General features: G+C 73.8%; 21 protein-coding genes and 1 pseudogene. 16 read left to right on the top strand and 6 right to left on the bottom strand.

All coding sequences use genetic code 11. The features are described from left to right. Positions 1-3 precede the first annotated feature (3 nt). Genes AC2TEW_RS27315 through AC2TEW_RS27300 form a run of 4 tightly spaced genes read left to right on the top strand, consistent with a single transcriptional unit; the run spans position 4 to position 4,198 of the window. Positions 4-960, top strand: coding sequence for a carbohydrate ABC transporter permease (locus tag AC2TEW_RS27315; protein ID WP_484626020.1), 957 nt, complete (start codon positions 4-6; stop codon positions 958-960). Between the two features lie 3 nt (positions 961-963). Further along, positions 964-1,854 carry a carbohydrate ABC transporter permease gene (locus AC2TEW_RS27310; RefSeq protein WP_484626019.1) on the top strand — a complete coding sequence of 297 codons (891 nt, stop codon included), beginning with the start codon at positions 964-966 and terminating at the stop codon, positions 1,852-1,854. Between the two features lie 8 nt (positions 1,855-1,862). Beyond that, complete coding sequence (locus AC2TEW_RS27305) at positions 1,863-3,143, top strand: 6-phospho-beta-glucosidase (RefSeq protein WP_484626072.1); 1,281 nt, start codon at positions 1,863-1,865, stop codon at positions 3,141-3,143. A gap of 38 nt (positions 3,144-3,181) precedes the next feature. Further along, the gene (locus AC2TEW_RS27300; RefSeq protein WP_484626018.1) at positions 3,182-4,198 is read left to right on the top strand and encodes an N-acetylglucosamine kinase; all 1,017 of its coding nucleotides are present in this window, start codon (positions 3,182-3,184) and stop codon (positions 4,196-4,198) included. A gap of 413 nt (positions 4,199-4,611) precedes the next feature. Here AC2TEW_RS27300 and AC2TEW_RS27295 read toward each other — a convergent pair whose 3' ends face one another. Continuing rightward, the gene (locus tag AC2TEW_RS27295; protein ID WP_484626017.1) at positions 4,612-5,571 is read right to left on the bottom strand and encodes a GlxA family transcriptional regulator; all 960 of its coding nucleotides are present in this window, start codon (positions 5,569-5,571) and stop codon (positions 4,612-4,614) included. Positions 5,572-5,642: 71 nt separating this feature from the next. Here AC2TEW_RS27295 and AC2TEW_RS27290 point away from each other — a divergent pair, with 71 nt between their 5' ends. Together AC2TEW_RS27290 and AC2TEW_RS27285 are read left to right on the top strand one after the other, a co-directional pair. Next, positions 5,643-6,257, top strand: a complete 615-nt coding sequence (locus tag AC2TEW_RS27290; protein WP_484626016.1) for a cysteine hydrolase family protein — start codon at positions 5,643-5,645, stop codon at positions 6,255-6,257. Between the two features lie 208 nt (positions 6,258-6,465). Further along, entirely contained in the window at positions 6,466-6,888 is a 423-nt protein-coding gene (locus AC2TEW_RS27285; protein WP_484626015.1) for a hypothetical protein, read from the top strand. Positions 6,889-6,932: 44 nt separating this feature from the next. Here AC2TEW_RS27285 and AC2TEW_RS27280 read toward each other — a convergent pair whose 3' ends face one another. Next, positions 6,933-7,505, bottom strand: a complete 573-nt coding sequence (locus tag AC2TEW_RS27280) for a nucleosidase (protein WP_484626014.1) — start codon at positions 7,503-7,505, stop codon at positions 6,933-6,935. Between the two features lie 245 nt (positions 7,506-7,750). Here AC2TEW_RS27280 and AC2TEW_RS27275 point away from each other — a divergent pair, with 245 nt between their 5' ends. The 10 genes from AC2TEW_RS27275 to AC2TEW_RS27230 all read left to right on the top strand — a co-directional run bounded on the left by AC2TEW_RS27275 (position 7,751) and on the right by AC2TEW_RS27230 (position 20,862). Further along, positions 7,751-9,127, top strand: coding sequence for a GlnX family signal transduction membrane protein (locus AC2TEW_RS27275; RefSeq protein WP_484626013.1), 1,377 nt, complete (start codon positions 7,751-7,753; stop codon positions 9,125-9,127). A gap of 12 nt (positions 9,128-9,139) precedes the next feature. Then, positions 9,140-10,078, top strand: coding sequence for a glutamate ABC transporter substrate-binding protein (locus AC2TEW_RS27270; protein WP_484626012.1), 939 nt, complete (start codon positions 9,140-9,142; stop codon positions 10,076-10,078). A gap of 191 nt (positions 10,079-10,269) precedes the next feature. Next, positions 10,270-11,592: a hypothetical protein gene (locus tag AC2TEW_RS27265; protein ID WP_484626071.1), complete on the top strand. Its 1,323-nt coding sequence runs from the start codon at positions 10,270-10,272 to the stop codon at positions 11,590-11,592. Positions 11,593-11,617: 25 nt separating this feature from the next. Next, a complete protein-coding gene (locus AC2TEW_RS27260) occupies positions 11,618-14,053 on the top strand; it encodes a serine/threonine-protein kinase (protein ID WP_484626011.1) in 2,436 nt (811 codons plus the stop codon). 43 nt (positions 14,054-14,096) lie between these two features. Further along, complete coding sequence (locus AC2TEW_RS27255; protein ID WP_484626010.1) at positions 14,097-15,299, top strand: PP2C family protein-serine/threonine phosphatase; 1,203 nt, start codon at positions 14,097-14,099, stop codon at positions 15,297-15,299. Positions 15,300-15,337: 38 nt separating this feature from the next. Continuing rightward, positions 15,338-16,672, top strand: a complete 1,335-nt coding sequence (locus AC2TEW_RS27250) for a vWA domain-containing protein (protein WP_484626009.1) — start codon at positions 15,338-15,340, stop codon at positions 16,670-16,672. 64 nt (positions 16,673-16,736) lie between these two features. Next, the gene (locus tag AC2TEW_RS27245; protein ID WP_484626008.1) at positions 16,737-18,146 is read left to right on the top strand and encodes an FHA domain-containing protein; all 1,410 of its coding nucleotides are present in this window, start codon (positions 16,737-16,739) and stop codon (positions 18,144-18,146) included. 181 nt (positions 18,147-18,327) lie between these two features. Beyond that, entirely contained in the window at positions 18,328-19,179 is an 852-nt protein-coding gene (locus tag AC2TEW_RS27240; RefSeq protein ID WP_484626007.1) for an ABC transporter ATP-binding protein, read from the top strand. Then, complete coding sequence (locus AC2TEW_RS27235) at positions 19,176-20,309, top strand: ABC transporter permease (protein WP_484626006.1); 1,134 nt, start codon at positions 19,176-19,178, stop codon at positions 20,307-20,309. The genes AC2TEW_RS27240 and AC2TEW_RS27235 overlap by 4 nt, the downstream gene beginning before the upstream one ends. Before the next feature lie 148 nt (positions 20,310-20,457). Beyond that, complete coding sequence (locus tag AC2TEW_RS27230) at positions 20,458-20,862, top strand: globin (protein WP_033819220.1); 405 nt, start codon at positions 20,458-20,460, stop codon at positions 20,860-20,862. A gap of 128 nt (positions 20,863-20,990) precedes the next feature. Here AC2TEW_RS27230 and AC2TEW_RS27225 read toward each other — a convergent pair whose 3' ends face one another. The 4 genes and pseudogenes from AC2TEW_RS27225 to AC2TEW_RS27210 all read right to left on the bottom strand — a co-directional run bounded on the left by AC2TEW_RS27225 (position 20,991) and on the right by AC2TEW_RS27210 (position 26,049). Continuing rightward, positions 20,991-21,692, bottom strand: coding sequence for a DUF8010 domain-containing protein (locus tag AC2TEW_RS27225; RefSeq protein WP_484626005.1), 702 nt, complete (start codon positions 21,690-21,692; stop codon positions 20,991-20,993). A gap of 286 nt (positions 21,693-21,978) precedes the next feature. Further along, positions 21,979-22,401: pseudogene (locus AC2TEW_RS27220) on the bottom strand (acyl-CoA thioesterase); the annotation flags it as partial. Between the two features lie 173 nt (positions 22,402-22,574). After that, positions 22,575-24,239: an energy-dependent translational throttle protein EttA gene (ettA, locus tag AC2TEW_RS27215; RefSeq protein WP_484626004.1), complete on the bottom strand. Its 1,665-nt coding sequence runs from the start codon at positions 24,237-24,239 to the stop codon at positions 22,575-22,577. A gap of 523 nt (positions 24,240-24,762) precedes the next feature. Then, positions 24,763-26,049 (bottom strand): Cys-Gln thioester bond-forming surface protein, encoded by a 1,287-nt coding sequence (locus tag AC2TEW_RS27210; RefSeq protein WP_484626003.1) that lies wholly within the window; start codon positions 26,047-26,049, stop codon positions 24,763-24,765. Positions 26,050-26,395: the final 346 nt, after the last annotated feature.

Below are 26,395 nucleotides of genomic sequence, written 5' to 3'. Positions count from 1 at the left end.
CCGATGGCCACCGCCGGTACCCCCGTCCCGGCGGCGCTGCGCACCAAGCGCCGCCGGGAGGCGGCCCGCACCGCCGCCTTCCTCTCCCCCTGGCTGATCGGCTTCGGCGTCTTCTTCGCCTACCCGCTGGTCTCCACCGTCTACTTCTCCTTCATGAAGTACGACGGCTTCACGGCCCCGACCTTCAACGGCCTGAAGAACTGGGACTACGTCCTGAACCACTACCCGTCGTTCTGGACGGGCCTGGGCAACACGCTCTGGCTGGTCCTGGTGATGGTCACCCTGCGGGTCGCCTTCGGCCTCGGCATCGGCCTGCTGATCACCAAGGTGAAGACCGGCGCCGGGTTCTTCCGGACCGCCTTCTACCTGCCGTACCTGGCCCCGCCGGTGGCCGCCACGATGGCCTTCGCCTTCCTGCTCAACCCCGGCACCGGGCCGGTCAACCACCTGCTCGGCGAACTCGGACTGCCCCAGCCCGGCTGGTTCACCGATCCCGGCTGGTCCAAGCCCGCCCTGACCATGCTCGCCATGTGGGGCATCGGCGACCTGATGGTGATCTTCATGGCCGCGCTGCTGGACGTCCCCAGGGAGCAGTACGAGGCCGCCGAACTCGACGGCGCCGGGCCGCTGCAGAAGTTCCGCTACGTGACCTTCCCGAACATCTCGCCGATCGTCATGTTCGCCGTGGTCACCGGCGTCATCCAGACCATGCAGTACTACACCCAGGCGATCGTCGCCGGGAAGGTCGCCAGCGGCGTGATCGGCGGCTCCGGCCAGCAGTTCGAACCCGGCTACCCGCACGGATCCACCTGGACCCTGCCGCAGATGGTCTACAACCTCGGCTTCCAGCGCTTCGACACCGGCTCGGCCTGCGTGGTCGCCGTGATCCTGTTCGCCATCTCGATGGCCTTCACGTCGCTGCTGCTGCGCCGCAAGTCCGGCTTCATCGACGAGGACTGAGCCATGACCCTCACTTCCGCCGTGCGCCTGCCCGTCCGGGCCGGGTCCACCGCCGCCAAGGCGGCCCGGCGCCGCGCCGCCCTGCACTGGGTGGCCGTGCACTCGCTCGCCATCGCCGCCGCGCTGTTCTTCCTGCTGCCCTTCGTCTTCGTGCTGCTCACCTCGGTGATGTCGGACCGGCAGGCGCTCACCGCCGACCTGTGGCCCACCGAGTGGCACTGGGGCAACTACAGCAAGGTCTGGCAGACCCCGGGCTTCCTCACCTGGTGGCGCAACACCCTGCTGTACGCCGCCGCCGGCACCGCGCTGACCGTGCTCTCCAGCCTCCCGGTCGCCTACGCGCTGGCCAAGTTCCGCTTCCGCGGCCGCAACCTGGCCCTGATGGCGGTCATCTCGATGATGATGCTGCCCCCGCAGGTCACCGTCATCCCGATGTACCTGTTCTGGGCCAAGCAGCTGCACCTGACCGGCTCGCTCTGGCCGCTGATCATCCCGATGGCCTTCGGCGACGCGTTCTCCATCTTCCTGCTCCGGCAGTTCCTGCTGACCATCCCCAAGGAGTACCTGGAGGCCGCCCGGATCGACGGCTGCGGCGACCTGCGGACCCTGCTGCGGGTGGTGCTGCCGATGGCGAAGCCCGCCATCGCGGCGGTCGCGCTGTTCCAGTTCTTCTACTGCTGGAACGACTACTTCGGCCCGCAGATCTACGCCAGCGAGAACGCCGGCGCCTGGACGCTCAGCTACGGCCTGGAGTCGTTCAAGGGCGCCCACCACACCAACTGGAACCTCACCATGGCCGCCACGCTGCTCGTGACGGCCCCGGTGCTCGTGCTGTTCTTCTTCGCGCAGAAGGCCTTCATCGAAGGCGTCACACTGACAGGGGTCAAGGGCTGATGTCCGCACTGAAGTTGGCAATCGTCGGCGGCGGTTCCACGTACACCCCGGAGCTGATCGACGGCTTCGCCCGGCTGAGGGACACCCTCCCGGTCGGCGAACTCGTCCTGATCGACCCGGCCGCCGACCGGCTGGAGCTGATCGCGGGCCTGGCCCGCCGGATCTTCGCCAAGCAGGGCCACGACGCCCGGGTGAGCACCGCCACCGAGGTCGCCGCCGGGGTCCAGGGCGCCGACGCCGTCCTGCTGCAACTGCGGGTCGGCGGGCAGGCCGCCCGCAACGAGGACGAGACCTGGCCGCTGGAGTGCGGCTGCGTCGGCCAGGAGACCACCGGCGCCGGCGGCCTCGCCAAGGCGCTGCGCACGGTCCCGGTGGTGCTCGACATCGCCGAGCAGGTCCGCCGGGCCAGCCCCGACGCGTGGATCGTCGACTTCACCAACCCGGTCGGCATCGTCACCCGGGCCCTTCAGCAGGCCGGCCACAAGGCCGTCGGCCTGTGCAACGTCGCCATCGGCTTCCAGCGGAAGTTCGCCGCCCACCTGGGCGTGGACCCGGAGCTGGTGCGCCTGGACCACGTCGGGCTCAACCACCTCACCTGGGAGCGCGGCGTCACCCTGCTGGACGCGCCGGGCGCGACCGCCGGCCGCGAGGTGCTGCCCGACCTGCTGGCCGGCTTCGGCGGGCAGATCGCCGAGGACCTGCACCTGCCGCTGCCGGTGATCCGCCGCCTCGGCGTGGTGCCCTCGTACTACCTGCGCTACTTCTACCAGCACGACCAGGTGGTGGAGGAGCTCAAGGCCACGGGCTCGCGCGCGGCCGAGGTCGCGGCCATCGAACGGCAGCTGCTGGAGATGTACGCCGACCCGGCCCTGGACACCAAGCCCGAACTGCTCGGCAAGCGCGGCGGCGCGTTCTACTCCGAGGCCGCCGTCCAGCTGATCTCCGCCCTGCTCGGCACCGACGGCGGCACCAGCGTCCAGGTCGTCAACACCCGCAACGACGGCATCCTGCCGTTCCTGCCCGACGACGCGGTGATCGAGGTCCCCGCCGAGGTCGGCCCCACCGGCGTGCGCCCGCTCCCCCAGCGACCGGTCGAACCGCTCTACGCCGGCCTGATCGCGGGCGTCACCGCGTACGAGCGGCTCGCCCTGGACGCCGCGCTCGAGGGCGGCCGCGACCGGGTCTTCGACGCGCTGCTCGCCCACCCGCTGGTGGGGCAGTTCGACCTGGCCGAGCGGCTCACCGACCGGCTGATCGCCCACAACCGCTCCCACCTGAGCTGGGCGTGAGGGCAGATGACCACCGCGCACCACCCCGGGGGGAACCGATGAACCACCGTCAGGAGGAACAGCTCCCCGGCGTCCTCGCCATCGACGCCGGGAACAGCAAGACCGACGTCGCGCTGGTCGCCGCGGACGGCACCGTCCTCGGCTCGGCCCGCGGCGGCGGCTTCCAGCCCCAGCTCGACGGCGCCGAACAGGCCGTCGACGGGCTCGCCCCGCTGGTCGAGGAGGCCGCCCTGCAGGCCGGGCTGAGCCCGGGCACCCCGTTCACCACGCACGTCAGCGCCTGCCTGGCCAACGCCGACCTGCCGATCGAGGAGCAGCGGCTGCACGCCGCCATCGAGGCCCGGCGCTGGGGGCTGACCGGCCACGTCGCCAACGACACCTTCGGCCTGCTGCGGGCCGGCACCGACGGCCCGCGCGGGGTCGCCGTGGTCTGCGGCGCCGGCATCAACTGCGTCGGCCTGCTGCCGGACGGGCGCACCGCCCGCTTCCCCGCGCTCGGCCACCTCACCGGCGACTGGGGCGGCGGCGGCGGGCTGGCCGCCGAGGCGATGTGGCACGCCACCCGCGCCGAGGACGGCCGCGGCGGGCCCACCGCGCTGGCCGGCGCCATCGCCCGGCACTTCGGGCTGCCGAGCGCCACCGCCGTCGCCGAGACCATGCACCTCGGCGGACTGGACCGGGGGCGGCTGCACGAGATCGTCCGGGTGCTGTTCGCCGCCGCGGAGGCCGGCGACCGGACCTCGCTCGACCTGGTCGACCGCCAGGCCGACGAGATCGCCCGGCTCGCCGTCGTCGCCCTCACCCGGCTCGACCTGCTGGGCGAGCCCACCCCTGTGGTGCTCGGCGGCGGCGTGCTGGCCGCCCGCCACCCGCTGCTGATCGACAACCTGACGGCCCGGCTGGCCGCGGCCGCCCCGCTCGCCGAGACCCGGATCGTGGTCGCCCCGCCGGTCCTGGGCGCCGCCCTGCTCGGCCTCGACCACCTCGGCGCGGGCCCCGAGGTCCAGCACCGGCTGCGGGCCGCGTACCCGAGCACCAGCCCGGTCGCCGCCTGAACCGGGGTGGTCCGCGGCCCCGACCCGGACCACCCACCCGAACCACCCGCCGCCGGCGCCACCGGGGTCCGCACACCCCCGGCGCCGGCGGCGGGTGCCTGTCCGCCCCGGCACTCCCCGCGGCACCGCGGGCCGGCGGCCGACGCGCACGGCCGGGCCCGCCGGACGCAGCCGGCTTCCGTCCGGGACGCCGTTGCCGGACGGCCCGGCCCTGGGCCGGAGCGGGTGGCGGCCGCGATGCGCGACGTGACCGGCTCGGGCCGCAACCCCGGGCGCAGCACGCCCACGCACACGCACCCGGCCGTGCGGGGCGGGGCGGGGCGGGCAGCCTGCCGGCGCCCCCGGCGGGGTCGTCCCGGGTCCTCCCGGGTCAGGCCCGGATCCTCCCGGGTCAGGCCCGGGTCAGGCCCGGGTCAGGCCTGGTCGCGGCCGCGGAAGGAGCGCCGGTACTCCCGCGGGGCGAGGCCGACCCGGCGGGTGAACACCGGGCGCAGCGAGACGGCGGAGCCGAAGCCGCAGCGGACGGCGATCTCGTCGACCGGCAGGTCGCTCTCCTCCAGGAGCCGCTGGGCGGCCAGTACCCGCTGCTCCAGCAGCCAGCGCAGCGGGGGGCTGCCGGTGGCGGCGGCGAAGCGGCGGGCGAAGGTGCGTTCCGACATCACCGCGAGGCGGGCCATCCGGGCCACCGTCCAGGGGGTGTCGAGGCCGCCGAGGACGGTGGTGCGCACGGCCGCGAGCGGGTCGTCGGCGTCGGCCACCGGGACCGGGGAGGGGATGAACTGGGCCTGCCCGCCGGAGCGGAACGGGGCCGTGACCATCGAGCGGGCGATGGCGGCGGCGGTCTGCTGGCCGTGGGCGGTGCGCACCAGGTGCAGGCACAGGTCGATGCCGGCGGCGACGCCGGCCGAGGTCCAGACCTCGCCGTCGCCGGTGAACAGCACCTCGGGGTCGACGTTCACCGCCGGGTGGAGCCGGGCGAGGTCGTCGGTGAGCCACCAGTGGGTGGTGGCCCGGCGGCCGTCCAGCAGTCCGGCCTCGGCGAGGACGAACGCGCCCGCGCACAGCGAGGCGACCGGGATGCCCCGGGCGTGGGCTTCGCGCAGCACGTCGAGCAGCCGGGGGTCGGCGGGGGCGAACGGGTCGGTGACGCCGGGGACGACGATCAGGTCGCAGTCGAGCAGGCCGGGGAATGCGTCGTCCGGCCGGCGTTCGAGGCCGCCGCCGAGCCGGACCGGCCGCCGGTCGGGCCCGCAGACCCGCAGGTCGAAGACGGGCAGGCCGGCCGGGGAGAGCCGGTTGGACCAGACCTCGCCGATCACGGCGTAGTCGAAGGCCCGTACCCCGTCGAAGATCGGACAGCCCACGGTGCGCATGGCAGGATCATATCGATGGTAGTCGTTTCTGCCCATCACGGCGGGGCGGGCACCGCCCGCAGGATGGAGCCATGACGAACACCAGCGCATTCAACGCCCCGCTCGAACTCGCCGCCGACGCCGTCCTGGTGGTGATCGACGTCCAGCAGGGCTTCGAGGAGTACGAGTACTGGGGCGAGCGGGACAACCCGGAGGCCGAGCAGCGGATCGGCGAGCTGATCGAGGTCTGGCAGGCGACCGGGCGTCCGGTGGTGACGGTGCAGCACCGTTCCGCGAGCGGCCCGCTCACCCCCGGGACGCCGGGCTACGAGCTGAAGCCGGTGGCGGCCGCGGTCACCCCGGACCTGCACGTCACCAAGACCGTGAACAGCGCCTTCTACGGCACGCCGGACCTGCACGCCTGGCTCGGGGCGCGGGGCGCCACCCAGCTGGTCATGATCGGGATCATGACCAACGTCTGCAACGAGACCACCGCGCGGATGGGCGGCAACCTCGGCTACGACGTGGTCTTCCCGATCGACGCGATGCACACCTTCGCGATGGCCGGCCCGGACGGCGAGTCGATCCCGGCCGCCGAGCTCTCCCGGGCCACCGCGGCCGCGCTGCACACCATGCGGTTCGCCAAGGTGGTCACCACCGGGGCGGTGCTGGCGGCGGCCGCCGCGCAGCCGGTCACGCTCGGCTGACGGTCCGCCGGGAGGCGCCGCGCGGGTCCGTCCGGCCGCACCCGGGACGGTGGGTGACACCCCACCGCCCGGTTGCGGCCGGATGAATTTTGGATGTTCCGGCAAGATGCCCGCTTTGGCCGTTGAGGCAGGTGTTCGACCACCGGTACTGTCCCCGCTCCGAGCAGCACCGCCTCCGGTGCCCGAACAGCCCAGGAGCACACGCCAGATGGCGATCCGCAAGTCCACCATGCAGGAGCAGGTCGCCCAGGCGATCGCAGCGATCGAGCCGAACGACCGCCCCGTGGTCACCTTCCACACCATCACCGGGCCGAGCCCGTGGATCATGAACGAGCTGGGCCTGATCGGCCAGTTCTTCGTGAAGTACTACTTCGTCACGCTGACCGAGCGCGTGGTCGTGGTGCACCGGGCGGGCCGGCTGGCCAACAAGCCCAAGGAGCTGGTCCACGTCATCCCGCTGGAGCAGGCCCGCGGGCTGGTCTCCGACGTGCGCCGGCGGACCCTGTGGAGCTCGCTGCGGTTCAGCTTCCCGGGCGACCAGAAGCCGACCCGGCTGAACGTCGCCCGCTACTGGCGGGCCGAACTGGACCAGTTCGTCCCGGCGCTGACCGGCGAGCAGATCGCGGCCTGAGCCGGACCCGGCCGGGCGCCCCGGGGCGCCCGGCCGGCCGCCGGTCAGAGCCGGGTGTGGGCCCAGTCGGCGAGGATCTTCGCGCAGGCGTCCACCGACTCGCGCCAGGTCCGGTCGGCGCCCGCGCCGGCCTCGTCGCTGACGTGCTTGATCAGCCGGATCGGCACCCCGGCCCGCTCGGCCACGTTGGCCAGCGCGTAGCCCTCCATGTCGACCAGGTCGGCGCTCTGCGCCAGCCGGTCGCGGGCCTCGGGGTCGGAGACGAACAGGTCACCGGTGGCGAGCACCGGGCCCGGACCGTCGCCGAGCTCGATCGGGCCGCCGAAGCTGCGGCCGGTCAGCTGCCGCAGCACCCGGGCGTCGAGGTCGTGCTGCAGCACCCGGGCCACCTGGTGGGTGCCCGCCCAGCCGGACTTCAGCGCACCGGCGGTACCGAGGTTGACGATCTCGGACGGGCGGTCGCCGCGGGCCAGCACGGTCGCCAGCGCGGCGGTCGCGTTGATCTTCCCCATCCCGGTGAGCAGGACCGGGAAGCGGCCGTCGAGGTAGGCCGCCTCCTCCTGGACTGCGACGACGAGCAGCGGGCGGTCAGCGGCGACGGTACCGATCAGTTGCATGCGCCCCATGCTACGGGGGGCGCCGAGGGAGGGGCGATGGCCAGGGGGCGGAACCACCGGGGGGTGGCACCGCGTCGACAGCAGGCGGAGCGGCAGCGGACCCGGTCCGGCGGCCCGAACGGCGGGCGGACCGGTCCGAAGCTCAAGTCCGGCACAACTCAGGTGTACTCGTCGGTGCCCGCAGACATACTGCTGGCATCGGGTCGGGCCCCGCTCGCGGGGCGGCCACAGGGGAGGGCGGGGCGGTGGCGACACCAGTGATCTCGGGGGAACGGGCGTCCGCGCAGGTGGCGGAGCCCGGCACGACGGAACGCGGGCCCGGCCGGCTCGGGTTCCTGCGGCAGGCGGTGGACACCCCGCCGGGGCGGCTGCGGCTGGCCGCGGCGGTCCTGGCCACGCTGGCCCTGCTGTTCGGCCTGGTGACCGCCTGGCAGGTCGCCGACCGCTCCACCGCCGCGGGCCAGGTGGCCCACCGCAGCGGGCCGTTGAGCCAGGACACGGCGGAGATCTACCGGTCACTGGCGGACGCCGACACCACCGCGGCCACCGGCTTCCTGCTGGCGGGCAACGAGCCGCCGGCCGTCCGCCAGCGCTACCAGGACGACCTGGCGACCGCCGCCCGGCTGCTCGCCCAGGCCGCCGCCCACGGCGGCGACTCGGCCGACACCCAGCGCTGGATCTCCGAACTGAACCAGCAACTCCCGCAGTACGCCGGGCTGGTGGAGACCGCCCGGGCCAACGACCGGCAGGGCCTGCCGCTCGGCGGCGCCTACCTGCGGTACGCCTCGGGCCTGATGCAGGACACCATGCTGCCGAACGCGCAGAAGCTGGTGGCCGCCGAATCCGCCCGGCTGGACGCCGACTACGACGACGCCCGGTCGGTGCCGTGGGCGGCGTTCGCCCTCGCCGTGCTGACGCTCGCGGCGCTGCTGCGCCACCAGGTGCTGCTGCTGCGGCGCACCAACCGGGTGTTCAACCCCGGGCTGGTCGCGGCGAGCGCAGCGATGCTGGCCGCCACGCTCTGGCTGCTGGCCGGCGGCCTGTCGGCCGCCTCCTCGCTGGCCGACAGCCGCACCGCCGGCGCGCAGCCGCTGCGCGCCCTCGACCAGGCCAGGACCGAGGTGCTCCAGGCCCGCGCCGCGGAGAACCTCAACCTGGTCTCGCGCGGATCCAGCGACAAGTACACCGCGCAGTGGGACACCGTCCTCACCGACCTGGCCGGCGGGCGCGAGCAGCCGGACCGGACCGGGGGCGCCCTCGGCCGCGCCCGGCAGCTCGCCCCGGCCGGCGCGGCGGGCCCGCTGGACGAGGCCCGCAAGCAGCTCGACACCTGGCAGGCCCGGCACGGGCAGGCGGCCGGCAAGGAGGCCGCGGGCGACTACGACGCCGCCCTGCAGGGCACCGTGGGGGCGGGCCGGAGCGACTCGGCGCAGGCCGCGTTCGAGGCGCTGGAACAGCAATTGGGACAGGCCGCGGCGGTCGAGCAGGCCGCGTTCAGGACGGCGGTCGACGGGGTCGACACCGAACTCGCCGCACTGGCGGTGGGGGCCGCGGTCCTCGCCGTCGCCTGCGCCGCGGGCGTGTTCCGGGGCATCGGCCGCCGACTGGCCGACTACCGCTAGGGGGTGGGGACGATGATGCGCACGGTACGGGCCAGGGCCCTGGTGGCCGCGGTCGCGCTGGCGGCCGGGGTGCTCGGCGCGGGCGGTTCGGCGGGGGCGGCCGGCGGCGCCGGTCCGGTGACCGCCGCCCGGGCGCCGGAGCTGGCGCCGGCGGCGGACACCTGCGACACGACCAGGAGCGTGCCCCCGGCGAAGGACCCCGGCGGCCCGAAGATCAAGAAGATCCGGGAACGCGGCACCCTGGTGGTCGGCGTCGACCAGAACAGCTACCACTGGGGCTACCGCAACCCGCAGACCGGCACCATCGAGGGCTTCGACATCGACCTGGCGCACGCCATCGCCAAGTCCCTGCTGGGCGACCCCGACAAGATCACCTTCAAGGCCGTCCCGACCGCCCGCCGGATCGACGCGGTCAAGGCCGGCGAGGTGGACCTGGTCATCCGCACCACCACCATCACCTGCGCCCGGATGCAGGAGGTGGCCTTCTCCAAGCCCTACTTCGCCGCCGGACAGCGGCTGGTGGTCCCGAAGTCCGCCAAGGCCACCTCGGTCGACCAGGGGCTGAAGGGCAAGCGGGTCTGCACCGCGGCCTCGTCCTCCTCCGACACCGAGCTCAAGACCAACCGGCACGGGGCCTCGGAGGTCACCGTGGTCGAGAACCAGCTGGACTGCCTGGTGCTGATGCAGCTCGGCAAGGTGGACGCGACCCTGACCGACGCCGTCCTGGCCGCCGCCCAGGCCGCCCAGGACCCGACCGTCGAGGTGGTCGGCGAGACCCTGCTGGCCGGCTGGATGGGCGTGGTGGTCAACCAGGCCGACCCCGACCTGGTCGCCTGGGTCAACCAGGCGCTGCTCGACTACAAGGCCGACGGCGGCTGGCGGCGCAGCTACGACCACTGGCTGGCCGGATCGATGGGCACCTCGCCCGACCCGTACGAGTTCAAGCAGTAGCCGGCACCCGTCCGGCCGGCGCCGGTGACGGCACCGGCGTCGACCGGAGCGGCGCCATCCGGAAGACTGGCCGCCGGGCGGCCCGCCGCCGGCACCGGCCGGAGCGACGGACAGCCGGCCGCCCCGTCAACCGCGCTGCCCGACGAGGCAGAGAGGAAGGACCCCGCGTGGCAGGATCGGCCGGCCCGGCGATGAGCCGGGAGGAGGTGGACCGTGCGCTGGCCCGGCTGGGCGCCGAGCGCGACGCGGTCGAGTCCGCGCTGCTCGCCCTCCAGGACCACCCGGGCCGCCGGCTGCTGGAGGGCGCCGAGCTGAGCGGGCGCACCGCCGAGCGCTGGTCGGTCGCCGGGCAGGGCCTCGGACAGCTGTGGGCGCTGTTCGACCGCTACTCGGAGGCACTGGCCTCGGCCCGCGCGGTCCGGGCCCGCCGCAACCGGCCCGGCGGCGCCGAACTGGCCCAGCTCACCGAACTGCTCACCGGCCCCGCGGTGACCGTCTCCGGCGGCCGGCTGCCGGAGCCGGCCGGCCTGCTCGGCGGCCCGGTGCGACTGGCCGAACAGGTCACCCTGGCCGAGCTGATGACCCGGATGAACGGCTGGTACGAGACGGTGCTGGAGGTGGTGGACGCCGCCGACGCGGTGTGGTCCGCGCTGCCCGCCCGGATCGACCTGCTGCTGGCCGAGCTGCGCCGGGTGCAGATGCTCGCCGTCTCGGTCGGCGTACGCCCCGGCGGCCACCCGCTCGCCGACGACCTGGACGCCCTGGCCGCCGACCTGACCGCGCTGCGCGACGAGGTACGGGCCGACCCGCTGGCGCTGTGGCGGCCGGTCCGGGTCCCGGCCCAGCGCGGCACGGTGCCCGACGGGACGGCGTTCGCCGCCCCCGGCGGCACGGTGGACACCGAGCGCTTCGACCGGGCCGGGCGGGCACTGGACGACGTCCGGGTCGAGCTGGAGGGGCTGCTGCGGCTGCGCGACGAGTCGCACGAGCGGCTGCAGCAGATCGCCGACCTGCTGCAGCGCGCGGACGCGACGCTGGCCGAGGCCCGGCGGGCCCGCGGCGAGGTGCTGGCCAAGATCGCGGCCACCGAGGTGCCGCCCGTGCCCGGACCGGCCTCGGCGATGCGCGAACGGATCCGGCACGCGGTGGAGTGCCAGCAGACCGGCCAGTGGTACCGGCTCGGTCCGCTGCTGGACGCCCTGGAGGACGCCGCCGCCAAGGAGCTGAACCGGGCCCGGCAGGCGCTCACCGAGGTCGCCCAGCCGCTGGCGGTCCGGGCCGAGCTGCGCGGCCGGCTGGAGGCGTACAAGGCGATGGCCGCCCGGCTCGGCCTCGCCGAGGACCCGGAGGTGGTGGAGCGCTTCGAGAAGGCCAGGTGGCTGCTGTGGAGCGCGCCCTGCGACCTGCGGGCGGGGGCGGAGGCGGTGGCGCGCTTCCAACAGGCGCTGCGGCCGCCGGAGGCCGCCGGCCCGGCGGGCGGGCCGCAGGACGCACGGCCCGGTGGACAGGGATGAGACACGGTCAGGGGGAACGGTTCTGATGGCTGCTGAGATGTGCACACGGCCGGAGTGCTCCGGCACCGGCGAGATCGACGCCGACGGGTACTGCACCGAGTGCGGGCTCAGCCCGCGCCCGGCCGCCGCACCGGCGGCGGCAGTCCCTGCGGCGGCCGCTGCGGCGCCGGCCGCACCGGGCGGGGCGTGCGGGCGGGACGGCTGCGCGGGCACGATCGACCCGGACGGCTACTGCGACGAGTGCGGCCTGGCCGCGCAGGCCGCCCCGGCCGGACCCGCCGCGGTACCCGCCGCCCGGTCCGGGTCCGGGGTGTCCCGTTCCGGCTCGGTGCGCACGATGTCCGGCCGCTCCCGTTCGCACCGCTCCTCGGCCCGCACCGGCCGCGGCTCCGCCGTCTCGGTGCGCAGCTCCGGCAGCACCGGCGGCACCGCCCGGCGCGGCAACCTCGGCGCCGGCCTGGTGGCCGTCCCGCCGGTGCCCGCGCCGGACCCGGCCTCCGCGGTGCTGGCCGACCCCGGGGTACCCGAGCGCAAGCGCTACTGCAGCAAGTGCGAGAGCCCGGTCGGCCGGGAGAAGGACGGCCGGCCCGGCCGCCCGGACGGCTTCTGCACCAAGTGCGGCACCGCGTACTCGTTCACCCCCAAGCTGGTCCGCGGCGACCTGGTCGGCGGCCAGTACGAGGTGCTCGGCTGCCTCGCGCACGGCGGGCTGGGCTGGATCTACCTGGCGGTCGACCGCCGGGTGAACGACAAGTGGGTCGTGCTCAAGGGCCTGCTGGACACCGGCGACGAGGACGCGCTGGCGGTCGCGGTCGCCGAACGGCGCTTCCTCGCCGAGGTGGACCACCCCAACATCGTGCGCATCATCAACTTCGTCGAGCACCCGGACACCCGGACCGGCTCCACCGACGGCTACATCGTGATGGAGTACGTCGGCGGCAAGTCCCTCAAGGACATCGCCAACGAGCGCCGCACCCCGGACGGCCGGCGCGACCCGCTGCCGGTCGAGCAGGCCATCGCGTACGCGCTGGAGGCCCTGCCCGCGCTCGGCTACCTGCACAGCCGCGGACTGGTCTACTGCGACTTCAAGGTCGACAACGTGATCCAGAGCGAGGACTCGCTCAAGATCATCGACATGGGTGCGGTCCGCCGCTCCGACGACGACGGCCCGATCTACGGCACCGTCGGCTACCAGGCCCCGGAGATCGGCACCGACGGCCCGACCCCCGCCTCCGACCTCTACACGGTGGCCCGCACGCTGGCCGTGCTCACCTTCGACTTCCCGCACTACGCCACCACCCACCGGTACGAGCTGCCCGGCCCGGAGGAGGTGGCCGTCCTCGCCGAGTACGAGTCCTTCTACCGCCTGCTGGTCCGCGCCACCGACCCGGACCCGGCCCGCCGGTTCGGCTCCGCCGCCGAGATGGCCGACCAGCTGACCGGCGTCCTGCGCGAGGTGCTCAGCCTCAAGGACGGCCGCCCGCGACCCGCCGCCTCCACCCTGTTCGGCCCGGAACTGCGCCTGCTGGACAGCGAACTGACCGAACAGCCGCTCGACCCGGTACAGGCCGCGCTGACCCTGCCGGTCCCCCGGGTCGACCCCGCCGACCCCGGCGCCGGCTTCCTCGCCGCGCTGACCGCCGGCGGCCCCGCCGAGGTGCTCACCACCCTGCGCGCCGCCCCCGCCCCCTCGGTCGAACTGCGGCTGCGGGCCCTGCGCGCCGAACTCGAACTCGGCGACCCCGCCGCCGCCGCACGGACCCTGGACACCCTGGCCGCCGAGCACCCCGAGGACTGGCGGGTGGTCTGGTACCGCGGCCTGACCGACCTGGCCGCCGGCCGCACCGAGGCGGCCGCCGAGTCCTTCGACGCGCTCTACGACGCCTTCCCCGGCGAGAGCGCGCCCAAGCTGGCCCTCGCCGTCTGCGCCGAACTGCTCGGCCACGGCGAGGACGCCGCCGAGTTCTACCGGCTGGTCGGCGCCACCGACCGCAGCTACGTCAGCGCCGCCTTCGGCCTGGCCCGGGTCCGGCTCGCGGCCAGCGACCGGGACGGCGCGGTCCGCGCCCTGGAGACCGTGCCGGAGTCCTCCGCGCACTTCACCGCGGCCCGGATCGGCACCGTCCGGGCCAGACTGCGGGGCCGCACGGCCGCCGAGCACCTCGGCCCCGAACTGGGCCGCTGCTCCGACCAGCTGGGCGCGCTCACCCTGGACGCCCGGCGCCGCGCCGAACTCGCGGTCGAGGTGCTGGACACCGCCCTGCAGTGGGTACTGGCCGGAAAGGCGGGCGACGGACCCGAGGGCGGGCCCGAGGTCCTCGGACATGCCCCCGCGGAACGGGAACTGCGCTTCGCTCTGGAACACTCCTACCGGGTGTTGGCGCGGTTGTCCGACCGGGCCGAAACAAGGATCGAGATGGTGGAGCGGGCGAACCGGGCCCGCCCCCGGACGTGGGTGTGACGCAATGCCGCAGCAGACCAGGTGCCCCAGCTGTGCCGAACCGATGGACCCTCAGGACGCGTTCTGCGGGGCCTGCGGCGCGAACCTGAACGGACCGCCGACCGTGCTCGACGCACCCGCCGCCGCACCGGCGGCCCACGGGTGCGTCCACTGCGGCGCCGCCGAACTCGCCGCCGACGGCTACTGCGAGGCCTGCGGCAAGGTCCAGCCGCGCCCCCGCGACCACCAGGAACGGGCGCTGACCGGCGTCGCCGGGGTCTCCGACCGCGGCCTGCGCCACCACCGCAACGAGGACGCGTTCGCGGTGGCCGGCACCGCCCTGCCCGACGGCGCGCCCGCCGTGATCGCCGTGGTCTGCGACGGCGTCTCCTCCTCGGCCCGCCCCGACGAGGCCTCCGCCACCGCCGTCGACGCCGCCTCCGAGTCGCTGCTGACCGCGCTGGAGCACGGCGAGGACCCGACCCGGGCGATGCGCGGCGCCATCGCCGCCGCGGCCCGCGCCGTCACCGACCTGGCCTACGACGGCACCCCGCCGGAACGCCCCGGCGGCCACCTCAACGCCCCCGCCTGCACCTACGTCAGCGCCGTCTCGGCGGCCGGCGTGGTCACCATCGGCTGGGTCGGCGACACCCGCGCCTACTGGATCCCGGACGACCGCGACGCCGCCGAGCCCTACCGGCTCACCGAGGACGACTCCTGGGCCGCCCGGATGGTCTCCGCCGGGCTGATGGCCGAGGCCGAGGCGTACGCCGACCCGCGGGCCCACGCCATCACCGGCTGGCTCGGCGCCGACGCCGAGGACCTCGACCCGCACACCGTCAGCTTCACCCCGCACGTCCCCGGGGTGGTGCTGATCTGCACCGACGGCCTGTGGAACTACGCCGAGGCCGCCACCGACCTGGCCACCTTCGTCCGCCGCGACGCCCGGACCGAGCCGCTGGCCACCGCCCGGTCGCTGGTGGACTTCGCGGTCGCGGCGGGCGGCCACGACAACATCACCGTCGCCGTGCTGCCGATCACCCCGAAGGCCCGCCCGGAGGAGGCCGAGGAGTACGAGGCCACCATGCTCGACCTGCCGGTCCAGCTGCCCCGGCACGACGACACCCTCCCGGACCTGCCGCGGGTGACGGCCGCCGCCCCGGCCGCCACCGCCTCCGCCGCCCCGCCGGCCCCGGCCGCACCGCCCGCCCCGCCGGCCGCCCCGGCCGCCCCGCCGATGCCCGCCTACGCACCCAGCACCGACTGACCACCACTCATCTGACCGCTCGACAGGAGCTCTCAGTCATGGCAAGTCTGTCCAGGCCCACCGCACCCCGGTTCGACGTCGACATCTTCCAGAACGAGTACCTCGCCGAGGGCGCCCGGGAGGTCAACGCGATCGTCACGGTGACCGCCACCGGCGGCGGCACCTCGGGCGGGCGCCCGCTGACGCCCGGCGACGGACCCGCCGCCGGCGTGGTGCTGATGGTCGACTGCTCCGGCTCGATGGACTACCCGGCGGCCAAGGCCAAGAACGCCCGCGAGGCCACCGCCGCCGCGATCGACACCCTGCGCGACGGCGTCGCCTTCGCGGTGGTCGCCGGCACCCACGAGGCCACCGAGGTCTACCCGGGCGACGGCACCCTCGCGGAGGCCGGACCGCACACCCGGCAGGAGGCCAAGCTGGCGCTGCGCAAGCTCAAGGCGGCCGGCGGCACCGCCATCGGCACCTGGCTGACCAAGGCCCACGCGCTCTTCACCAGCCGCCCCGACCTCGCCATCCGGCACGCCATCCTGCTCACCGACGGCCGCAACGAGCACGAGAAGCCCGCCGAACTGCAGCGCGCCCTCGACCTCGCCACCGGGTACTTCACCGCCGACTGCCGCGGCGTCGGCACCGACTGGGAGGTCGCCGAGCTGCGCCGGATCTCCTCCGCGCTGCTCGGCACGGTGGACATCGTCGCGGAGCCGAACGGCCTGGCCGACGACTTCCGGGCGATGATGTCCACCGCCATGGGCAAGCAGGTCGCCGACGTCGCCCTGCGGGTCTGGACCCCCGCCAACGCGGTGGTCAAGTACGTCAAGCAGGTCGCCCCCAGCGTCGAGGACCTCACCGGCCGGCGGACCGAGGCCGGCCCGCGGGCCGGCGACTACCCGACCGGCTCCTGGGGCGACGAGAGCCGCGACTACCACGTCTGCATCGAGGTCCCGGCCGCCGCGGTCGGCAACGAGATGCTCGCCGCCCGGATCAGCCTGGTGCTGCCCCGGCCCGGCGAGGCCACGCCCGAGGTGCTCTCCCAGGGCCTGGTCAAGGCCGTCTGGACGGACGACCTGGCCTCCTCCACCCGGATCAACTCCCAGGTCGCGCACTACACCGGCCAGGCCGAGCTGGCCGACTCCATCCAGGAGGGCCTGGCCGCCCACCGCGCCGGGGACGTCGACCGGGCCACCGCCAAGCTGGGCGCCGCCGTCCGGCTGGCGCACCGGACGGGGAACGAGGGAACCCTGAAGCTGCTCCAGAAGGTCGTCGACGTCGTCGACGCGAAGGAAGGTACCGTTCGGTTCCGCAAGGATGTGAGCGAGGCCGATTCGATGACACTCGAGACCCGGTCGACCAAGACCGTCCGGGTCACGAAATAATCGACCGACCGAGACCTGACCGGCCACCGCCCGGGGCCGACCAGCTGGACAAGTGGGGGAACTGATGCCGATCTGCCCTAGGGGCCATGAGTCGCAGGCCGAGGACTGGTGCGACTTCTGCGGCTTCCCGATGACTCCGCCGCCCGGCCTGGCCGTCCCCGGCAGCCCGGCCGGGTCCGGGTCGTTCGCCGGACCGCCCGGACCGCCGCCGGCCCCGGCCGCCCCCGCGGGCCCGTACGGCGCCCCGCCGCCGCCGCCACCGCCGCCCGGGCAGCCGTACGGCTCGCCGACCATGGTCTCGCCGTCCCCGGCCGGGCCCGACTTCACCGCGGACCTGGTGACCTGCCCGATCTGCCGGACCCCGCAGACCGGGCGGTACTGCGAGGAGTGCGGCTACGACTACCAGCTGCCGGCCGCCGGCCGGCCGCCGGCCCCGTCGCACCCGCAGGCCGGGCCCGCCGCTCCCCCGCCGCCGTCCCCGCCCGCACCGCCGCACCACCTGCACCAGCCGCCCCAGCACTCGCAGCACTCCCAGCAGCAGGCGCCCCAGCCCCCGCAGCGCCCGGCCGAGCCGGGCAGCCGCCCGGGCTACGGCTACCCGCCACCGGCCTACGGCCAGCAGTCGTACGAGCAGCCGTACCAGCAGCCGTTCGAGCAGCCCTACGAGCGCGGCGGCTTCGAACAGGGCGGCTACGAGCGCGGCGGTCCCGAGCGCGGCGGCCACGGGCAGGGACGCCCCGCCGAACCCGGCGGCTACGAGCCCGGCGGCTACGAACAGGGTGGCTTCGAGCAGGGCGGCTACGAGCCGCAGCCGTTCGAAGGACAGCCGTTCGAACCGCAGTCGTTCGAGAAGGCCCCGCCGCCGCCCCCGGCACCCTCCCGCCCCTCGGCGCCGGCCCAGCCCTCGCAGCCGTTCCCGGACCAGGACGGCTACGAGCGCAGCGGACCGGTCTACGCCCAGCCCGGTGACGACCTCGGCACCTCGTTCCGGCTCGCCCCGCCCGGCGGCGACGGCGCGCCGGGCCGGACGCCCGGCCAGACCCCGCCCGCGGCGCCGGTACGCACCAACTGGATCGCGGTGGTGAGCGCCGACCGCGAGTACTTCACCGACATGATGATCCGCAGCGGGCCCGAGGCGGCCGGGCTGTTCTTCCCGCCGTACTGCCCCGACCGGCGGATCCCGCTGACCGGCCGCGGCCAGCTGCGGATCGGCCGGCGCAGCCAGCACCGCGGCACCGTGCCGGAGATCGACCTGTCGGTCGCCCCGGAGGACCCGGGTGCCTCGCACAACCACGCCATGCTCGCCGAGCAGGCGGACGGCAGCTGGGTGCTGGTCGACCAGGACTCCACCAACGGCACCACCGTCAACGGCAGCCCCGACCCGGTGCCGCCGCACACCGCGATCCCGCTGAACGACGGCGACCGGATCCACATCGGCGCCTGGACCACCATCACGGTGCACCGCAGCGCCTGAACCGGACCTCCCGGCCCCGGCGGAGCCCTCCGGCTCCACCGGGGCCGCGGGTTTTTCTCATGCTTTGCCCAAGCACCTGTCAAGATCTCCACACCTGGCCCTAGGGTCTGGAGTCATGACTGAAGCAATATCCGCTGACGGGATCCGGAAGCGGTACGGGGATGTCCAGGCTGTCGACGGAGTGTCACTCTCCGTCGCGACTGGCGAGTTCTACGGCATTCTCGGCCCGAACGGGGCCGGCAAGACCACCACGCTGGAGATCCTGGAAGGGATCCGCGAGCCGGACGAGGGACGGGTCGAACTGCTCGGCCTCGCACCCTGGCCGCGCAACACCGCACTGCTGCCCAGGATCGGCGTGCAGTTCCAGGCCTCGGCCTTCTTCGTGAAGCTGACGGCCCGTGAGACCATCCGCACCTTCGCCTCCTTCTACGGCATCGGGCCCAAGCGTGCCGACGCCATGCTGGAGCGGGTCGGCCTGACCGACTCGGCCGGGGTGCTCACCGACAAGATGTCCGGCGGCCAGGCGCAGCGCCTGTCCATCGCCTGCGCCCTCGTCCACGACCCCGAACTGGTGTTCCTGGACGAGCCCACCACCGGCCTCGACCCGCAGGCCCGCCGCAACCTCTGGGACCTGCTGCGCGACATCAACGCCGAGGGTCGCACCGTGGTGCTCACCACCCACTACCTGGACGAGGCCGAGGTGCTCTGCGACCGGGTCTCGGTGATGGACCACGGCAAGGTGCTGAAGACCGGCACCCCGGCCGCGCTGGTCCGCGAGATCGACGACACCGTCCGGGTCGGCGTCGAGTCCGGACAGCTCACCGCCGCGCGGGCCCGCGAACTGTTCGCCGCCGCCGGGGCCGAGATCACCGGGCTGGAGGACGACGGCGCGACCCTCTCGCTCTCCACCCGGCTGCCCGCGCCGGTCCTCTCGGTGCTGGCCGAGCAGAACGCCCTGCGCGGCCTGGAAGTGCGCGGAGCCACCCTGGAGGACGTCTTCCTCCAGCTGACCGGACGGGAGTACCGCGCATGAGCACCACCTCCACCCCCGTACGCCGGCCGGAGTCCGGCAGCGAGAGCGCCGGGACCGAACGGGTCAGCGCCTTCGCCGGCCTGACCCGGGTGATGCTGCTCGGCTTCGTCCGCGACCGCGGCGCGCTGTTCTTCGTGCTGCTGATGCCGCTGATGTTCCTGCTGATGTTCGGCGCGCTGTTCAAGAACACCGGCGCCCCGCACGTGAAGGTGGCCGAGGTCGGCCAGGTCCGGGTCCTCGACTCGGTGCAGGGCGAGGGCCGGGCCGAGCTCGAGAAGGTCCTCACCATCAGCCGGGCCGACGACGAGCAGGCCGCGCTGGAGAAGCTCCGCAAGGGCGACCTCGACGGCGTGCTCAGCGAGGGCGCCGACGGCACGGTCAACCTCCGCTACAGCGCCACCGACCAGGTCAAGGCCGGCAGCGTCCAGGGCATCGTCAACTCGCTGGTGCAGGGCGCCAACCAGGCGGCCTCCGGGAAGGCGCCGGTCTTCACCCTGGTGCCCAGCCAGGTCGAGGACGAGTCGCTCAAGCCGATCCAGTACCTGACGCCAGGCCTGCTCGGCTGGGCGATCGCCACCGGCGCGGTCTACGGCGCCTCGTTCACCCTGGTGAGCTGGCGCAAGAAGCGGGTGCTGCGGCGGCTGCGGCTGGCCCCGGTCTCACCGGGCACCGTGGTCGGCGCCCGGGTGGCGGTCAGCCTGGCCATCGCCCTCGCCCAGACCGCGATCTTCCTCGCGGTGGCCACCACGCCGTTCTTCGGGCTGAAGCTCACCGGCAACTGGTGGCTGGTGGTACCGCTGGTGCTGTGCGCGACCATCGCCTTCATGTCGATCGGCCTGGTCACCGGCGCCGCCGCCAAGAGCGAGGAGGCGGCCAACGGCATCAACCAGATGATCATCCTGCCGATGTCGTTCCTCGGCGGCGCGTTCATCCCGCTCGACGGCGCCCCGGGCTGGCTCACGACCGTCTCGCACTTCCTGCCGCTGCGCTACCTGGTGACCTCCGCGCAGGCGGTGCTCAGCCGGGGCGGCGGCGTGATGGACGTCCTGCCGTCGATGGGCGGACTGCTCGCCTTCTCCGCCGTGATGTGCGCCATCGCGTGGCGCTTCTTCAACTGGGACGACGCGTAACGGCCGGTCCCGCCGACCTGTCCCGACGGCCTGTCCCGACGGCCCTCCCGAGGGGCGTCCCGAGGGGCGTCCCGAGGGGCCCCGCCCGGGGGTCGTACGCCGGAAGTCCCGGTGTACGGCCCCCGGGGCCGTCTGGGACCATGGTCGGGTGAACGAGATCCGGCGCGAGACGCTCAGCGAGGAGACCTTCTACCAGGCGGTCGGCGGGGAGCAGACCTTCCGGCTGCTGGTCCACCGCTTCTACCAGGGCGTCGCCCAGGACGAACTGCTGCGGCCGATGTACCCCGAGGAGGACCTCGGGCCGGCCGAGGAGCGCTTCGCGCTGTTCCTGATGCAGTACTGGGGCGGGCCGCGCACCTACAGCGAGCAGCGCGGCCACCCGCGGCTGCGGATGCGCCACGCACCGTTCGCCGTCGACCGGGCCGCCCACGACGCGTGGCTGGGGCACATGCGGACGGCGCTGGACTCGCTGGAGCTGCCCGCCGAGGCCGAACGGCAGCTGTGGGACTACCTGACCTACGCCGCCGCGTCGATGATCAACACGGCCGGCTGACCCAGGCCCGACGGGCCGGGCCGGATGACCCTGGACCCACACGCCGGGCGGGACGGGCCGGGACGGGCACGCCGGGCAGACGGGCCGGGGCGGCGACCGCCTGCCCCGTGCCGACCGGCCCGCCGCAGTCAGATCAGCGGGCTCAGGCCCAGCCCGGCACCGGGCGCGGCGACCCGCCGCACCACGACCGAACCGGCCGGGGCGCTCAACCGCAGCCAGCTGCCCGCCCGGTGCACCGTGAGCGGCGCACCGGGCTTCAGGAAACCGATCACATAGGCCGCGTGCGCCGCCCGCAGCGGCAGCTCGGGCGCTGCGCCGAGCGGCCGGGTCCAGATCTCGTCGGCCAGCTGGTCGAGCACCTGCCGGGTCCGGTGGTGCGCCGGAACCTGCTCGCTGCGCTCCTTGAACTCCCTTACCGCCGCCATCAGTTCGGGGTACACCAGGTGCGCGGACGGCTCCCCGGCCGGCTGCCAGCCGGTCCGCGGCGGGAGCAGGCCCGCCCAGGCCGGGCCGGTCACCGGCGCGGGCACGGCGAACGAGCCGTCCGTCTCGTCCACCTGCTCCAGCAGCAGGCCCGCCGACACCGTCACGTCGACCGGGGTGTCCAGCTCCGCCAGCCGGGCCGTACGGATGGCGAGCACCCCCGAGCCGCCCAGCGGGAGGCGTCCGAACACCGCCAGCACACCCTCGCCGCCGGTCCCGCCCGCCGCGGCCACCGCCTGCAGCCGGACGGCGGCCGCCCGGTCGAAGCGCAGCAGCCGGACCAGGAAGGCGGCCAGGTCGGCGGCCTCACCGGTGTCGACGAGTCTCAGGCGGGTGGTGGTGGTCAACGCAGGTCAGCTCACTCGGATCGCGGGGTGCTCGGTGCGCACGGGGTACCCGGTGCCCACGGGGTGCTCGGAGCGCACGGGGTCTGGCGGCCGGGCGCGGAACCGGTGCGGCGCTGCCGCCGCGGAGCCGGTCCGCACACCGCTGCCCGCATCAGACGGCCGCGACGGCCCTGACGGTACCGGTCGCCTCACCCTGGACGCCCCGGCCGGCCGGGACGCGCTCGCCGGCCCGGACCTGCCGTGCGGCATCAGCGTCACCGGCGCCGTCCGCGCTGTCGGCCCGGTCGGCGTCGTCGGTGTAGCGGCTGAGGAACTCACGCTCCACCGCGCTGATCCGGCGCGGCCGCCCCTCGGCCAGGTTGTACGGGACGACGACGGTCGAGGCCTTGACGTACACCGTCTCGGTGCCGTCCTCGGCGACGTCCTTGATCTCGTACGCGACCGTCAGCGAGGCGCCGCCGATCTGGGTCACCCAGGTCTCCACCGTCACCGGGGCAGCCCGGTGGGTCAGCGGACGCTTGTAGTCGATCTCGTGCCGGGCCACCACGGAACCGCCCGCGAACTCGCCCGCACCGGCCTCGGCGGCCCGGTGGAACATGAAGTCGATCCGCGCCTCCTCCAGGTAGCGCAGGAAGACCACGTTGTTCACGTGGCCGAAGGCGTCCATGTCGGACCACCTCATGGGGCAGGCGTAGATGTGGCGGGCCACGGTGAATCTCCTCCGATCGAAGGGCCGGCAACCCGGCCCCGTCTGCCGTCCGCACAGCCTCGCGGCTCACGGGCGGCGGCCCGGCAGGGCGCCGCACGGGCAGCATGCCGGGCCGTTGTTGCGTCGGCGTTGCCGCCGGCCGTCCGGATCCGGACGGCCGGCGGGCCGGCTGTCTAGCCCCGGGTCAGCTTCTTGTAGGTGGCCCGGTGCGGACGGGCGGCGTCCGCGCCCAGCCGCTCGATCTTGTTCTTCTCGTAGGACTCGAAGTTGCCCTCGAACCAGAACCACTTGCTCTCGCCCTCGTAGGCGAGGATGTGGGTGGCCACCCGGTCCAGGAACCAGCGGTCGTGGGAGATGACCACGGCGCAGCCCGGGAACTCCAGCAGCGCGTTCTCCAGCGAGGAGAGGGTCTCGACGTCGAGGTCGTTGGTGGGCTCGTCGAGGAGCAGCAGGTTGCCGCCCTGCTTGAGGGTGAGCGCCAGGTTCAGGCGGTTGCGCTCACCACCGGAGAGCACCCCGGCCGGCTTCTGCTGGTCCGGGCCCTTGAAGCCGAACGCCGAGACGTAGGCGCGGGACGGCATCTCGACCTGGCCGACGTTGATCCAGTCGAGGCCGTCGGAGACGACCTCCCACAGGGTCTTCTTCGGGTCGATGTTGGCGCGGCTCTGGTCGACGTAGCTGATCTTGACGGTCTCGCCGACCTTGACCGTGCCGCCGTCCGGGGTCTCCAGGTCCTGGAGCATCTTGAACAGCGTGGTCTTGCCGGCGCCGTTCGGGCCGATCACGCCGACGATGCCGTTGCGCGGGAGGGTGAAGCTCAGGTCGTCGATCAGGAGCTTCTCGCCGAAGCCCTTGGAGAGGTTGTTGACCTCGATGACGATGCTGCCCAGGCGCGGGCCCGGCGGGATCTGGATCTCCTCGAAGTCCAGCTTCCGCATCTTGTCGGCCTCGGCCGCCATCTCCTCGTACCGGGCGAGCCGGGCCTTGGACTTGGCCTGCCGGCCCTTGGCGTTGGAGCGGACCCACTCGAGCTCGTCCTTGAGCCGCTTGGCGCGCTTGGCGTCCTTCTGGCCCTCGACCTTGAGACGGGACTGCTTGGTCTCCAGGTACGTGGAGTAGTTGCCCTCGTACGGGTAGGCGCGGCCGCGGTCGAGCTCCAGGATCCACTGGGCGACGTTGTCCAGGAAGTACCGGTCGTGGGTGACGGCGACGACGGTGCCCGCGTACTTCTCCAGGTGCTGCTCCAGCCAGTTCACCGACTCGGCGTCGAGGTGGTTGGTGGGCTCGTCGAGCAGCAGCAGGTCCGGGGCCTCGAGCAGCAGCTTGCACAGCGCCACCCGGCGGCGCTCACCACCGGAGAGCTTGGTGACCGGCCAGTCGCCGGGCGGGCAGCCCAGCGCGTCCATGGCCTGCTCGAGCTGGGCGTCGAGGTCCCAGGCGTTGGCGTGGTCCAGGTCCTCCTGGAGCCGGCCCATCTCCTCGAGCAGCTCGTCCGAGTAGTCGGTCGCCATCAGCTCGGCGATCTCGTTGAACCGGTTGAGCTTGCCCTTGATCTCCTTGACGCCGTCCTCGACGTTCTCCAGGACGGTCTTGGACTCGTCGAGCGGGGGCTCCTGCTGGAGCATGCCGACGGTGAAGCCCGGCGAGAGGAAGGCATCGCCGTTGGACGGCTGGTCCAGGCCCGCCATCATCCGCAGCACGGTCGACTTACCGGCGCCGTTGGGGCCGACGACGCCGATCTTCGCCCCGGGGAGGAAGCTGAGCGTCACGTCGTCAAGGATGACCTTGTCGCCGTGTGCCTTGCGCACCTTGCGCATGGTGTAGATGTATTCCGCCACGTGAGATCGCTCCGGCGTCGTCGTGAGTAATCGGCTTGCAGCCTTCCATTGTGCCGCACCGGGCGGGGCCGCACTGACGGCCGGGCCCCGGCGGGCGGCCCCGGCGACGCCACCGGACCGGGGGCGGGCACCCCGGAACCCCGCGGGAACTCTGCGGGAACGCCGCCGGAACTCTCCCCGCGCTCCCCCGGAGCCGGTACTCCCCCGGAACCCCCCGAGCGAAGATCGGCGCAGCGTGGCCGCGGGTGGGGCACGGGGCACGGAGCACGCAAGAGCCGGGCCGGAAAGGGGCCGAGCGGGAGAGAGAAGGGGCCGTAGCGGCCACCAGGACCGCGTACGGGGCTCGGGGCGGCGGCACCACGGGGGGCTCCGCCGGCGCGGCCGGTCCGACGGGCCCTGGCTGCCCCGGCAGCCTGCTGCGGGGCAGACGGCGGACGGTCCCGCCCCCCGCTCGGTGCGGGGGACGGGACCGTCCTGGTTGCTCGGACCTCAGTCCTCAGGGGCGTGGGCCCCGGAGGTGGGGTCAGGCGGCGTTGCGGCTGTGGCGGCCGCGGCGGCGCAGGGCGAACACCGCACCGGCGCCGGCGACGACCAGGGCACCGGCCACGCCGGCCAGGATCCCGGTGCCGCTACCGCCACCGGTGGAGGCCAGGTTCGGGCCGCCGGTGGTGGCGTTGCCGGCCGGGGTGGACGGCGAGGCCGACGGGGTCTGGCCGCCGGTGCCGCCACCGGTGGTGCTGGAGACCTTGCAGTCGAGGACGCCGGTGAACTCCTTGGTGAAGTTCGGGCCGGTCACCTTGATGCTGTAGGACGCGTCCTCGGCGACCGGGACCAGGACGGTCTCGGTCTTGCCGGCCTCGACCTTGACGGTCTTGCCGGGCGCGACGGTCACGTCGGCGGACTCGTCACCGCCGTTGGTGACGGTGACCTGGACGCCGTTCTTGGCGCAGTCGATCTTCGCGGAGGCCGACAGCTGCGGGCCCTTCGCCTGGGTCCAGGTGGCCTGGGCGGTCTTGGCCACCGTGACCTCCTCGGAACCCGCGAGGATCATGCTCTGGCTGTGCTTCTCCGGGGTGTAGCCCACGCTCAGGAAGACCCGGCCGGTCTGCACGACGGTGGTCGCCGTGGCGTTCACCTTCGCGGAACCGGCCGCGGTGCCCGCCGGGACGTCCAGGAAGAGCTGGGTGTCCTTGGCGATCGGGCCGTTGAGGGTGGTGACGGCCTTGCCGTCCTTGTCGAGCAGCTTGACCTTGCCGCCGGAGGCGTCGTCGGAGAGCGAGAGCTTGACCGACTCGGCGCTGCTGTTCAGCGTGAACGGGCCGAGCTTGGTGCCCGACTTGCCGTTCACCGAAGCGGGGTCGAGGTCCAGCGACGGCTTGGGCTCGGGCATGCCGGTGTTGGCGGAACCCGCGAGGTACTCGGTGAGCTGCTTGGCCTCCGGGTCCAGCGGGGTGGCCGAGGTCTTGTTGTCGGAGAAGCGCCAGATCGCGGCCTGGGTACCGGCGGCGGCGTCCTCCTTCTCGAGGTCACCGGTGATGCCGGCGGCCTTCTTGATCGCGTCGATGTCGAGCTTCGGGTAGGAGTGCTCGAGGATCCAGCGGATCTTGCCCGCCGCCTCGGCCTTGCCCGGGGCACCCAGGGAGCTGGAGGACCAGTCCGACTCCTGGTACTTGATGTTGCCCTTGATGTCGACACCGTGGTCGACGTCGATGCAGTAGGTCTGGATCTTCTTGCCGTCGGCCGTGAGCAGCGTGAAGAGGCCACCGTCGATCTTGTGGTTGGCATCGACCTGCACAGGACCGCTCAGCATGGTCGGCTGGATCGTTGCGGTGATCCCCGAACCCGACTCTCCGTCGGCAGCCGGTGCCGCGCCCGCTGCGAAGGCGCTTCCGGCCACGGCCAGGCTCGATGCGAGCATGACAGTCGCCATACGGGAGAGAGCCCGCCCCTGCTTGTGGAACATGTGTTGATCCCTTCGGGCCTGACCGCCCTGGTAGCCGGTCGCCCCTGCAATGCGGCGCCCCCTGTGACGCCACAGCACCTGTGTGGACCAGACGCATCCTATTGACCGGCCGGGTCGTTCAAACCCGTGTAGCAAACCAGGACAGTTCCGTGGCTATATCGTTATCAAACAGCTGATCATCGACAGTTGTTGA

Source organism: Kitasatospora sp. NEAU-CNBT7 (genome assembly GCF_057220535.1).
This window is presented reverse-complemented; position numbering and strand designations above follow the sequence as displayed.